Genomic DNA, 12,050 nt, shown 5'->3' on the forward strand with positions numbered 1-12,050 from the left:
GTGTGGCTCCTACAGCCTAGGCCGGGCTCCCCGGCGACCGGTTCTCAGGTTGGGGTGGCAGACTCGATCCGGCTCGAGCCGGAGGCCGGCGGCGACGACGGATCCGGCAACGACGATCGGTTACGGGAGGACTACTGCAGTGCCGAGCAACGCACAGCGGCGCCAGGCCGCCAAACGCAAACTCGAGCGGCAGCTCGAACGACGGGCCCAGCGGGCGCGCAAGCGCCGCCAGCTCACCATCGGCCTGTCGGCGCTCGGTGTGGTCGCGGTCGTCGCGGCCGGCGTCGGCATCTGGGTGCTCACCCGCGACGACGGCGCGGACTCGACCGCGGCGTCGGAGACGACCGAACCGGCACAGCCGGAGTTCGGAGCGCTGCCGGCGGCCCGGTCCGAACCGTTGCCGGACTCCGTGAACTGTGCCTATCCGGCCGCCGGCGAGCCCGCCAAACCTGTGCAGCCGCCCCGCACGGACGGCATCCTCACCACCGGGGAGGGCAACACCGACATCAGCGTCAGCGTGGAGACCACCCAGGGCAACATCGGGCTGGTCCTGCACAACGACACCTCGCCGTGCACGGTCAACAACTTCCTGTCGCTGGCGTCGCAGGGGTACTTCGACGACACCGCCTGCCACCGCCTGACCACGTCCGACACGCTGGCCGTGCTGCAGTGTGGCGACCCCACCGGCACCGGGGCCGGCGGTCCCGGCTACCAGTTCGCCAACGAGTTCCCCACCGACCAGTACGCACCCGAGGATCCGGCGGCCACGCAGCCGCTGACCTATCCCCGCGGGACCGTCGCGATGGCCAACGCCGGCCCCGGCACCAACGGCAGCCAGTTCTTCCTCGTGTACGGCGACTCGGTTCTGCCGCCGCAGTACACCGTGTTCGGCACCATCGACGAGACCGGCCTGGCGACCCTCGACAAGGTCGCCGCGGGCGGTGTCGAGGGCGGCGGCCAGGACGGCGCGCCGGCCCAGCCGATCTCGCTGACCAGTGTCAGGATGGACTGATGACTCGTACTCGATCCGGCTTCGCCCGGACGGCCGTGGCCGGGGTGGGTATGGCGCTGCTGCTCGCCGGGTGCTCGGACGATCCGGACGACGGGGCCGCGACGACCACGACGAGCGCCGCGGCGCCGACGTCCGCCCCGTCGCTGTCCGACTTCCCCGCCCTGCCCGCCCAGCGTGCCGAGCCGCTGCCCGAAACGGTGAGCTGCGCGTACCCGTCGGACGGACGTCCGGCCGCCGAGTCGGTGCAGCCGCCGAGCGCCGAGAACGTCCCCACCACCGATACCGGCGTCACCGTCACCACGACCCAGGGCAATATCGGCCTGACTCTCCGGGGCGAGCTGTCCCCGTGCACCGTCAACAGTTTCCTGTCGCTCGCCTCGCAGGGGTACTTCGACGACACCGACTGCCACCGCCTGACCACCGACCCGACGCTGTCGGTGCTGCAGTGCGGCGATCCCACCGCCACGGGCACCGGTGGACCCGGCTACGAGTTCGCCAACGAGTTCCCCACCGACCAGTACGCGGCCGGGGATCCGCAGGCGCAGAATCCGATGGTCTACCCGCGGGGCACGCTCGCAATGGCCAACGCCGGCCCCGGCACGAACGGCAGCCAGTTCTTCCTGGTGTACCGGGACTCGATCCTGCCGCCGCAGTACACCGTGTTCGGCACCATCGACGACGCCGGTCTGGCGACGCTCGACGAGATCGCCGCGGCGGGGGTGGACGGCGGCGGACCCGACGGGCCGCCGGCTGCCGCGACGACGCTGACGGCCGTCCGCACGGACTGATCAGGTCCTGCCGCGAACGCCCTGCCCGCCCCTCGGCGGGCAGGGCGTTCGCGTCCCCGGCGCCGGCGGGGTCTGTCGGATCGTGACGCGATCGTCTACTGTGCCGTGTCTGTGACCTCCAGTACTTCCATTGCTGCGCGCCTGGCCCTGACCTTGGCCGCGGCACTCGCGGCGGCGGCGTGTGCCGCGTCCGCCACCGCCCCTGCCCCGGCCACGCTGCGGTCGACGACGACCACCACGCCCGCGGCCCCCGCCGGGTTCGACCCGTCCGGCTATGCCGCTCTTCCGCCGCGTCCCGAACCGGGGGCCTCGACGGTCACCTGCACGTACCCTGCCGCCGGACCGGCGGCGAGGACGGCGACCATGCCGGGGTCGACATCCGTGCCTGCGACCGGAACGGTGGAGCTCACGCTGACGACGTCTGCGGGACCGGTCCCGTTGGTCCTCGAACGCTCCGCAGCACCGTGCGCGGTGCACAGCTTCGCCGCTCTCGCCCGGCAGGGATTCTTCGACGGGACGCAGTGTCATCACCTGACGGACGATCCGGGCATGCAGATGCTCCGCTGCGGCGACCCGACCGGATCCGGGGCCGGCGGGCCGGGCTACACATTCGCCGACGAGTATCCCGTCACGGTCGTCCGCGGGGAGAACGGCTATCTGCCCGTCCCGGTCGTGTACCCCCGCGGCACCGTCGCGATGGCAGGCGCCGGACACCGGGACAGCAACGGCAGCCAGTTCCTGCTCGTCTTCGGCGACTCGCTGCTGCATCCGCAGTATTCGGTGTTCGGTACCGTCGCCGAGCCGGGCCTGCAGGTGCTCGAGGACGTCGCCGCGGCCGGCAACGACGGCTCGAGCCCGCTCGGCGGCGGCCGCCCCCTCACTCCGCTCGTCGTCACCGACGTGGGATGAGGCACCGCCGGGCGATCGGCGGTTCCTGAACCGGCCTACGCCGCGGAGGTCACCCGGTACACGTCGTAGACGCCCTCCACGTTGCGGACGACGTTGAGGACGTGCCCGAGGTGCTTGGGGTCTCCCATCTCGAAGGTGAAGCGGCTCACCGCGACCCGGTCGCCCGTCGTGGTCACCGACGCCGACAGGATGTTCACCTTCTCGTCGGCGAGGGCCTTCGTGACGTCCGAGAGCAGCCGGTGCCGATCCAGCGCCTCGATCTGGATGGCCACGAGGAACACCGACGACGGGGACGGTGCCCACTCGACGTCGATGATCCGCTCGGCCTGCTGCTGCAGCGATCCGGCGTTGGTGCAGTCGGTGCGGTGCACGCTCACCGAGCCGGTACGGGTGACGAAGCCCATGATCTCGTCGCCGGGTACCGGGGTGCAGCACTTGGCCAGTTTCGACACCGTCCCGGGGGCACCGGGCACGAGGACGCCGGAGTCGCCGCTCTGCCGGGACCGGGTCGGGATGGACGACGGCGTGGCCCGCTCCGCGAGCTCCTCCTCGACCCCGCCGACCCCACCGAGGAGCGCGACGAGACGCTGCACGACGTGGTGCGCCGAGACGTGGTGCTCCCCGACCGCGGTGTAGAGCGCCGAGACGTCGGCGTACCGCAACTCCTTGGCCACGGCCTGCATCAGGTCCGCGTTCATCAGGCGCTGCAGCGGCAAGCCGACGCGTTTGACCTCCTTGCCGATGGCGTCCTTGCCGGTCTCGAGCGCCTCCTCGCGGCGTTCCTTCGCGAACCACTGCCGGATCTTGGCCTTCGCGCGCGGCGAGACCACGAACGACTGCCAGTCACGGCTCGGCCCGGCATTGGGATCCTTGGAGGTGAAGACCTCGACGACCTCGCCGTTCTCGAGTTTGCGCTCGAGCGCGACGAGCCGGCCGTTGACCCGTGCGCCGATGCAGCGGTGCCCGACCTCGGTGTGCACGGCGTACGCGAAGTCCACCGGGGTCGACCCGGACGGCAGCGTGATCACATCGCCCTTGGGGGTGAAGACGAAGATCTCCTTCACGGCGAGGTCGTAGCGCAGCGACTCGAGGAATTCGCCGGGGTCGGCGGCCTCACGCTGCCAGTCGAGCAACTGCCGCATCCACGCCATGTCGTCGAGCTCGGTGGCGTCGCCCGAGTGTCTGCCCTTGGTCTCCTTGTACCGCCAGTGCGCGGCGATGCCGAACTCGGCGGTGCGGTGCATCTCCCGGGTGCGGATCTGCACCTCGAGCGGCTTGCCCTCGGGGCCGATCACCGTGGTGTGCAGAGACTGGTACACGCCGAACCGCGGCTGGGCGATGTAGTCCTTGAAGCGGCCCGCCATCGGCTGCCACAGCGAGTGCACGACACCCACGGCGGCGTAGCAGTCGCGGATCTCGTTGCACAGGATCCGCACGCCGACCAGGTCGTGGATGTCGTCGAAGTCGCGGCCCTTGACGATCATCTTCTGGTAGATCGACCAGTAGTGCTTCGGCCGGCCCTCGACGGTGGCCTCGATCCGCGACGCCGAGAGCGTCGAGTTGATCTCCGCGCGGACCTTGGCCAGATAGGTGTCGCGCGACGGCGCCCGGGTGGCGACGAGCCGGACGATCTCCTCGTACTTCTTCGGATGCAGGATCGCGAAGGACAGGTCCTCCAGCTCCCACTTGACCGTCGCCATCCCGAGACGATGCGCGAGCGGAGCGATCACCTCGAGGGTCTCGCGTGCCTTGCGGGCCTGCTTCTCCGGCGGCAGGAAGCGCATGGTGCGCATGTTGTGCAGTCGATCGGCGACCTTGATCACCAGGACCCGGGGGTCGCGCGCCATCGCAATGATCATCTTGCGGATGGTCTCGCCCTCGGCCGCGGTGCCGAGCACCACCTTGTCCAGTTTGGTGACCCCGTCGACAAGGTGGGCGACCTCCTCACCGAATTCGGCGGTGAGTTGTTCGAGGCTGTAGCCGGTGTCCTCGACGGTGTCGTGCAGCAGCGCCGCGATCAGCGTGGTGGTGTCCATGCCGAGTTCGGCGAGGATCGTCGCGACCGCGAGGGGGTGGGTGATGTACGGGTCACCGGACTTGCGCTTCTGCGACGCGTGCCGCTCCTCCGCCACGTCGTAGGCGCGCTGCAGCTCCGACAGGTCGGCTTTCGGGTACAGCTCGCGGTGGATCGTGACCAGCGGCTCGAGCACCGGCTTGAGATTGGTGCTGCGCTGCCCGGTAATGCGCCGCGCCAGCCTGGCCCGCACCCGGCGGGACGCCGAGGTGGACGCCGAGGTCGGGGTCGGACCGGAGTTCTGGGACCGATCAAGATTCTGGGTCATGCCCACACCTCCCGTCGCCGATGCACACCGGGCGTACCGTCGCGCATTCCTCGTCGTCCGGAACCACCGGCACCTGCGCCAACTCTAGCTCTCAGAGCCGGACCAATGACGTCACCGGGTACTTTTCCAGGCGCGCCCGCCCGCCGAGAACCTCGATCTCGGTCACCACCGCCACCGCGACGACGAGGGCACCGGCCGCGTCGAGCAACTCCGCCGTCGCCGAGAGGGTGCCGCCGGTGGCGAGCACGTCGTCGACGACGAGTACCCGCCGGCCGCGCAGCCGAACCGAATCCTGCGGAATCTCGATGGCGGCGGTGCCGTACTCGAGCGAGTATTCGCGGGTGTTCACCGGCGGGGGCAGCTTGCCCGCCTTGCGTACCGCGAGGACGCCGGTGCCGAGTGCGTGAGCGATCCCACCGCCGAGCAGGAAGCCGCGGGCGTCGACCCCGGCCACCAGTTCCGCGTCCGGTGCGGTGGCGGCCAGCGCAGCGATCACCACCCCGAACGCCTCGCCGTCGGCGAAGACCGGGGTCAGGTCGGCGAAGCGGACTCCGGGTGTCGGGAAGTCGTCGACCCAGCGGGTGTGGGCGGTGACCGCCGTTGCGGCACGGTCGATCAGAGCGTGCATTCCGGCGGGAGTGTCGTTCATCGGTTGAGAATCCACCTGTCCATGTTCCAGCCCGCACCGGCAGCGCTGGTGTTGACGACGGCGGCGCGCAGGCCGCCGGCGAAGGTCGTCTCCCGGGGCTGCGCGTAGAGCGGCAGGGTCGGCATCTCGGTCCACAGGATCGTCTCGGCCTCGCCGACCAGGCCCGCGATCGTGGCGTCGTCGTCGGTCACGGCGAGGGCATCGAGGATCCGGTCCACCCGGGCGTCGGCGAAACGACCGACATTGGCACCGGCGGCGGAGTTGAGGGAACCGCGGGCGTCCTGCATGTCGGCCGTGCCGGCCGCGCCTGCGGCGGCGGCGGTCCCGGCCAGTACGGCGTCGACCTGACCCGCCGTGAGCTGCGACGGCGTGAACGTGTCGGAGGCGGCGTCGACCACCTCGATGCCCGCCTCGCGGCAGGACTGGGCGATCAGTTCGACGATGCGGGCGCGGCGCGCGTCGGGACCGAGGTACCCGATCCGCACGGTGATGCTGTCCGTCCCGGCCGCGGCGAGTTCGCTCCGCGCCGCGGTGGTGTCCGCGTCGTCGTAGCGGGCGGCCGGTGCGGACACGCCCGGGTACAGGGGCGAGTCCGCGGGCAGCAGCCGCGACGAAGTGGTCCCGGAACCGAGACCGGTTGCGGGGACGTCCCCGACCCGGCCGAACTCCTCGAACAACTGCGACCGGGGCACGCACAGCGCGAACGCCCGGCGCGCGGCCGGGGCGCCGAGGCTCCCGCCCGCGGTGCCCAGCACGAGCTGTTCGACGTTGCGCGAGGCCGTCTCCGTCGTTTCGGCGCCGTCGCCGAGTGAAAGGTCCAGGGCTCCGGTGGCGGCGTCGACGACGTGGACCCGGTCGTCGGAAGCCGCCGCGGAAGCGTCGGTGCCGCGCGGCCACACCACGATCCGGTCGGTGCCGGGCTTGTTGCCCCACCAGCGCTCGTTCGCGACGAGGACGAGCCCGTCCTCGACGGTGAACGACTCGATCCGGTAGGGACCCGAGGCCGGCAGCAGCGACAGGTCCACCGCGCCCGGGGTCAGGTTCCACCCCGTGTTCCAGAAGTCGGCGAGCCGGCGCAGCGCCTCGCCGTCACCGCCGCCGACGGCGGCGACCACGTCGGGCACCCCCGAGACCCGGGCCGCGACGTGCGCGGGCATCAGTTCGGTCGCGCCGAACAGGGCCCGCCAGTCGGCGTAGGCGCGGCCGCCACGGAAGACGACGGTGGCGTCCTTGGATCCGGTCTGGCAGTCGATCCGTTCGATGTCGACGTAGCCCGAGCGTCGCGCGGCGGAGAACAGGTTCCCCGCCGCACCCGAAGCGTCGGGAGCGGTGAAGCGCCCACTGGCGGCCGCCCAGGTCAGCACCAGGTCGTCGCACGACATCGGCACCCCGTCCGAGTACACGGAGTCCGGGGACAGCCGGTACTGGACGGTCAGCGGGTCCTGCGCGACGACGGTGGCCGTCCCGATGTCGGTGTCGGAGATCACCTGGCCGGCCGGATCGACGTAGCCGAACCCGGGCAGCACGCGGGCCAGGGCCTGCCGGGCTCCCGAGGCGGCGCCGTCGACGGTGTTGGCGTTGTAGGTGGTGACCGTGTTGTCGAGGGCATACCCGATGGAGGGCAGGGACTCCTCGGTCGTGCCGCAGGCCACGGTCGTCGCGGCCAGTGCTGCGGCCGCAGCCGTGGCCGCGAGTGCCGCGCGGACCGACCGGCGGCGCCGGGTGTGCTCGGGTGCCGACATGTCAGTGCCTTCTCTTGGCGCGCTTTCCGGTGGGACGGACCCCCGGTCTGGGGCTGCGCTCGGCCACCCGGGGGGCACCGGCGCCCGCTGTCGTGGCCACTGCGCTGCGCTCGGTCACGGACACCGGTGCCGCCCCGACCGTCGTCTCGCCGGACGGCACCGAACGCGATGCCGCAGCGTCGCGCTTGGCTAGCACCTTGCGGGTGTGCGCCGCCACCGGCCCCCGCCACTCCTTGAGCGTCACCAGCAGCGGGGTCGCGAAGAAGATCGACGAGTAGGCACCGACGACGATGCCGACCAGCTGGACGAGGGCAAGGTCCTTGAGGGTGCCGACGCCGAGCAACCACACCGCGATCACCATCAGCGCGAGGACCGGCAGCACCGAGATGACGGTGGTGTTGATCGACCGCATGAGGGTCTGGTTGACGGCGAGGTTGGCCTGCTCGGCGTAGGTCCGTCGATGCAGGTGCAGGATGCCCCGCGTGTTTTCCTCGACCTTGTCGAACACCACCACGGAGTCGTACAGCGAGAAGCCGAGGATGGTGAGCAACCCGATGACGGTGGCCGGGGTGACCTCGAATCCGACGAGCGAGTACACCCCCGCGGTGACGATCATGTCGAAGAACAGCGCGGCCAGGGCCGCGAGTGCCATGTCCCGCTCGTAGCGCACCGCGATGTAGATGCTGACGAGTACCAGGAACACCGCCAGCGCGATCAGGGCCTTGCGGGTGATCTGTCCGCCCCATGTCTCGCTGACGTCGGCGACGCTGATCGCGTCGCGCGTGGGCACGCCGTCGGGACCGGCGGGCTGGAACTCGTCGTACAGGGCGTTCTGCAGCGCCCGGACCTGTTCCAGGTCGAGGGCCTCCGACCGGATCTGGATGGAGGCGGCGGCGCCGGACCCGACGGTCTGCACCGACACGGGTTCGGCGCCGAGGGTGTCGGAGTACACCGTCTCGACCTGTTCGGTGGTGACGCCCTCGGCGGCCGGGAGCTGGATGCGGGTTCCGCCCTCGAAGTCGATGCCCCAGGTGAAGCCGCGGATCAGCATGCTCAGCAGTGCCACCAGCACGATGGCGCCGGTGAGCAGGTAGTAGAACCTGCGGCGGCCGACGATCTCGAACGCGCCCGTGCCGGTGTAGAGGCGCGAGAGGGTGCTGTGCCGGGGTGCGGTCGTGGTGGTGTCGGTCATCGTCACGCCTCCTTCGCCGAGGCAGCCGCGAGCTGGCGCTCACGCGCGACCTGCTGAATGGCACCGAGACCGTTCACGCTCGGCTTGGACCAGAACTTCGACTTCGACGCGAGGTACACCAGCGGCCACGTCACCAGGAACACGACCACGACGTCGAGGATGGTGGTCAGACCGAGGGTGAACGCGAAGCCGCGGACTTGGCCGACCGCGAGGACGTAGAGCACCGCGGCCGCGATGAAGCTGACGGCGTTGCCGGACAGGATGGTCCGGCGGGCCCGCGCCCAGCCGCGGGGCACGGCAGAACGGAAGCTGCGTCCCTCACGGATCTCGTCCTTGATGCGTTCGAAGAAGACCACGAACGAATCGGCGGTCATGCCGATACCGATGATCAGGCCGGCGATGCCGGCGAGGTCGAGGGTGAAGTTGATGTAGCGGCCGAGCAGCACCATCACCGCGTACACGGCGAGGCCGGACAGCACCAGCGACAGCGCGACGAGTACCCCGAGCATGCGGTAGTACACGAGGCTGTAGATCAGCACCAGGAGCAGTCCGACGACACCGGCGATCAGCCCGGCCTCGAGCGATGCCAGGCCGAGGGTCGCGGAGACCGTCTCGGCCTCCGACGCCGCGAAGGACAGGGGCAGCGAGCCGTACTTGAGGGTGTTGGCGAGCTCGGTGGCCTCGGTGTTACTGAAGTTGCCGGTGATGGAGGTTGCGCTTCCGGCGGGGGTGGCGCCCTGGATGACGGGCGCGCTGACCACCTTGGAGTCGAGGACGAACGCGGCCTGCTGGCCGATGTTGGCGGCGGTGAACTGCGCCCAGGTGCTGCTGCCCTCGGAGTCGAACGTCAGGCTGACCTCGTAGCGGGACTGCTGGGAGTTGTAGCCGGCGGAGGCGTCGGTGATCTGCTGACCGTCGATGATGCTGGGGCCGAGCAGATAGACGGCGGTGCCGTCGGTGGAGCATGCCACGAGCGGCTTGGCCGGATCGTCGTTGCCGGCGAGCGGGTCGGCGGCCGAGCAGTCCAGGGTGGCCATGGCCTCCTGCAGAACGGCCGGGTCCTCGCTCTGCCGGGTCTCCTTCGCAGCGGCGATGTCCGCGGCCGCCTGGGCCTGCGGGTCGAGGTCCTCCGCAGGAGCGGGTGCCGGGGTCTCCGGAGCGGGGGCCGGGGTGCCGGTATCCGGGGTGTCGGGGGCCGGGGTATCGGTGGGATCCTGCGCCGGGAAGGGCCGGCCCTGCGGTTCCGGTGCGGCCGGTTCGGGGGCAGGCGTCGCGGCGCCGGGCGCCGGCGTCTCGGGGACGGGAGCCGGGGAGTCCGCGGGGGCGGGCTGAGCGGAGTTGGCGCTCGCGATGGGCTGGCCGATCACGGGCCGGATGTACAGGCGCGCGGTCTGGCCGAGGGTGCGGGCCTGCGAGCTGTCGTCGCCGGGCACCGTGATCACCAGGTTGTCACCGTCGATGACGACCTCGGAACCGGACACGCCGAGACCGTTCACGCGGGTCTCGATGATCTGCTGGGCCTGCCGGAGACTGTCCTGGCTGGGCGCACTGCCGTCCGGGGTGCGGGCGGTGAGGGTTACCCGGGTGCCGCCCTGCAGGTCGATGCCGAGCTTCGGCGTCGCCGATTTGTCCCCGGTGAAGAAGATCAGTGCATACAGCGCCACCAGGACCGCCCCGAACAGGGCGAGGGAGCGAACTGGATGCACCGATCCGTTGGAAGGTGCCACGGTCTGTCAGTCTCCTCGATGCGAGTGAGTGATGCGCTGGTCACGGGGCCATCGCACGCGTCCGGCGCGGCCCCCGCCCGGCCCGCACATCGGCCGGGATGTCGACCGGGCAGTGTCCGGCCGTTCGGTGCTCGGCTGTTCGGTGCTCGGCTGTTCAGTGCTCGGTCGGTCGCCCGGCCGGCGGCTCGGTGTCGTCGCCCTTGTCGAGCGAGAGGCCACCGGTCGTCTCGTCGGTCGAGCCGAGATCGGTGATGCGCTCGCGGACCACGACCCGGGCCCAGGTGGTCACCACGCCGGGCGCGATCTCGAGCTCCACGGTGGTGTCGGTGAGCGCGGTGATGGTGGCGTGCAGTCCCGCCGTGGTCATCACCCTGTCGCCGACCTGCAACGCGTCCTGCAGTTCCGCGGTCTTCTGCATCTCCTTCTTCTGGCGCCGGATGCCGAGGAAGGTCGGCACCAGCAGGGCAAGAATCAGCAGCGGGAAGAGCAGTTCCATCGTTGAAGTCAGTCCTCGAAGTCGTCCGGCATCGGGCGCCGGTCGTCGCGGACCGGCGCAGTAGACCAGTGTGCCATTACCGGCGCGGCTGCTGTACCGGCGCCGGTGGCAGAGCGGTCATTCGTCGTCGAACAGGCCGAGTTGCGGTTCACGGGCCCGCACCTCGATGCCGCCGGTTGCGGCCTCCGGCGGTGGTGTCAGCCCGAGTTGCAGCCACGCGGCCTGTGTCGCGACCCGGCCGCGGGGGGTGCGCGCGATCATGCCCGCCCGTACCAGGAACGGCTCGCACACCTCCTCGACGGTGCCGGGCTCCTCACCGACGGCCACCGCGAGGGTGGACACGCCCACCGGTCCGCCCCCGAAACTTCGGACGAGCGCGCCCAGCACGGCCCGGTCGAGCCGGTCCAGGCCGAGCGCGTCGACGTCGTAGACCGCGAGGGCGGCCTGGGCGATCTCGCGGGTGATGATGCCGTCGGCGCGGACCTCGGCGTAGTCGCGGACCCGCCGCAGCAGACGGTTGGCGATGCGCGGGGTGCCGCGGGAACGGCCGGCGATCTCGGCGCTCGCCTCCTCGCCCAGGTCGATGCCGAGGATGCGGGCCGAGCGGAGCAGGATCTGCTGTAGTTCGGCCGGTTCGTAGAAGTCCATGTGGGCGGTGAAGCCGAACCGGTCGCGCAGTGGGCCGGTCAGCGCACCGGAACGGGTCGTGGCGCCGACGAGGGTGAACGGGGCCACCTCGAGGGGGATCGACGTCGCGCCCGGGCCCTTGCCGACGACGACGTCGACCCGGAAGTCCTCCATGGCCAGGTACAGCATCTCCTCGGCGGGACGCGCGATGCGGTGGATCTCGTCGATGAACAGCACGTCCCCCTCGACGAGGTTGGACAGCATCGCGGCCAGGTCACCGGCCCGTTCCAGGGCGGGCCCCGACGTCAGCCGCAGCGACGACCCGAGTTCGGCGGCGATGATCATGGCCATCGACGTCTTGCCCAGGCCCGGCGGTCCGGACAGCAGGATGTGATCCGGGGTGCCGCCCCGCAGCTTCGCCCCGCGCAGCACCAGCTGCAGCTGTTCCCGCACCCGGGGCTGGCCGATGAAGTCGTCGAGATTCTTCGGCCGCAGACTCGCCTCGACGTCGCCGTCGGCGGGCGTGTACTCGGCGGTCATCGGAGTCTCGTCGGGAGCTCCCTCGG

General features: G+C 70.9%; 10 protein-coding genes. 3 read left to right on the forward strand and 7 right to left on the reverse strand.

Annotated features, from left to right (window positions below; all coding sequences use genetic code 11):
• The first annotated feature begins 139 nt into the window (after positions 1-139).
• The 3 genes from QYS60_RS09510 to QYS60_RS09520 all read left to right on the forward strand — a co-directional run bounded on the left by QYS60_RS09510 (position 140) and on the right by QYS60_RS09520 (position 2,709).
• Positions 140-1,012, forward strand: a complete 873-nt coding sequence (locus QYS60_RS09510; protein WP_003935519.1) for a peptidylprolyl isomerase — start codon at positions 140-142, stop codon at positions 1,010-1,012.
• A complete protein-coding gene (locus tag QYS60_RS09515) occupies positions 1,012-1,800 on the forward strand; it encodes a peptidylprolyl isomerase (protein WP_371382993.1) in 789 nt (262 codons plus the stop codon). The genes QYS60_RS09510 and QYS60_RS09515 overlap by 1 nt, the downstream gene beginning before the upstream one ends.
• 111 nt (positions 1,801-1,911) lie before the next feature.
• Positions 1,912-2,709, forward strand: coding sequence for a peptidylprolyl isomerase (locus QYS60_RS09520; RefSeq protein ID WP_371382994.1), 798 nt, complete (start codon positions 1,912-1,914; stop codon positions 2,707-2,709).
• A gap of 35 nt (positions 2,710-2,744) precedes the next feature.
• On the opposite strand, the gene QYS60_RS09525 is transcribed toward QYS60_RS09520, so the two are convergent.
• The 7 genes from QYS60_RS09525 to ruvB all read right to left on the reverse strand — a co-directional run bounded on the left by QYS60_RS09525 (position 2,745) and on the right by ruvB (position 12,024).
• Positions 2,745-5,051, reverse strand: a complete 2,307-nt coding sequence (locus tag QYS60_RS09525) for a bifunctional (p)ppGpp synthetase/guanosine-3',5'-bis(diphosphate) 3'-pyrophosphohydrolase (protein ID WP_054374603.1) — start codon at positions 5,049-5,051, stop codon at positions 2,745-2,747.
• A 91-nt stretch (positions 5,052-5,142) separates the two neighbouring features.
• Positions 5,143-5,670 (reverse strand): adenine phosphoribosyltransferase, encoded by a 528-nt coding sequence (locus QYS60_RS09530; RefSeq protein WP_371383017.1) that lies wholly within the window; start codon positions 5,668-5,670, stop codon positions 5,143-5,145.
• Positions 5,671-5,696: 26 nt separating this feature from the next.
• Positions 5,697-7,442 carry an ABC transporter substrate-binding protein gene (locus QYS60_RS09535; protein ID WP_371382995.1) on the reverse strand — a complete coding sequence of 582 codons (1,746 nt, stop codon included), beginning with the start codon at positions 7,440-7,442 and terminating at the stop codon, positions 5,697-5,699.
• Position 7,443: 1 nt separating this feature from the next.
• Positions 7,444-8,634: a protein translocase subunit SecF gene (gene secF / locus QYS60_RS09540; protein WP_371382996.1), complete on the reverse strand. Its 1,191-nt coding sequence runs from the start codon at positions 8,632-8,634 to the stop codon at positions 7,444-7,446.
• Positions 8,635-8,636: 2 nt separating this feature from the next.
• Positions 8,637-10,361: a protein translocase subunit SecD gene (gene secD, locus QYS60_RS09545; RefSeq protein WP_371382997.1), complete on the reverse strand. Its 1,725-nt coding sequence runs from the start codon at positions 10,359-10,361 to the stop codon at positions 8,637-8,639.
• A 154-nt stretch (positions 10,362-10,515) separates the two neighbouring features.
• Positions 10,516-10,857, reverse strand: coding sequence for a preprotein translocase subunit YajC (gene yajC / locus QYS60_RS09550; RefSeq protein WP_054374608.1), 342 nt, complete (start codon positions 10,855-10,857; stop codon positions 10,516-10,518).
• Between the two features lie 117 nt (positions 10,858-10,974).
• Complete coding sequence (gene ruvB / locus QYS60_RS09555) at positions 10,975-12,024, reverse strand: Holliday junction branch migration DNA helicase RuvB (RefSeq protein ID WP_371382998.1); 1,050 nt, start codon at positions 12,022-12,024, stop codon at positions 10,975-10,977.
• Positions 12,025-12,050: the final 26 nt, after the last annotated feature.

It is taken from the genome of Rhodococcus sp. GXMU-t2271, assembly GCF_041414735.1.
In the GTDB taxonomy this organism is placed as follows: domain Bacteria; phylum Actinomycetota; class Actinomycetes; order Mycobacteriales; family Mycobacteriaceae; genus Rhodococcus; species Rhodococcus indonesiensis.

What these genes read in the sequence shown, in the direction of transcription:
- QYS60_RS09515 (WP_371382993.1), top strand. Translation starts at nt 1,012, where the DNA reads ATGACTCGTACTCGATCCGGCTTCGCCCGGACGGCCGTGGCCGGGGTG.
- QYS60_RS09525 (WP_054374603.1), bottom strand. Translation starts at nt 5,051, where the DNA reads ATGACCCAGAATCTTGATCGGTCCCAGAACTCCGGTCCGACCCCGACC.
- QYS60_RS09535 (WP_371382995.1), bottom strand. Translation starts at nt 7,442, where the DNA reads ATGTCGGCACCCGAGCACACCCGGCGCCGCCGGTCGGTCCGCGCGGCA.
- secF (WP_371382996.1), bottom strand. Translation starts at nt 8,634, where the DNA reads ATGACCGACACCACCACGACCGCACCCCGGCACAGCACCCTCTCGCGC.
- yajC (WP_054374608.1), bottom strand. Translation starts at nt 10,857, where the DNA reads ATGGAACTGCTCTTCCCGCTGCTGATTCTTGCCCTGCTGGTGCCGACC.
- ruvB (WP_371382998.1), bottom strand. Translation starts at nt 12,024, where the DNA reads ATGACCGCCGAGTACACGCCCGCCGACGGCGACGTCGAGGCGAGTCTG.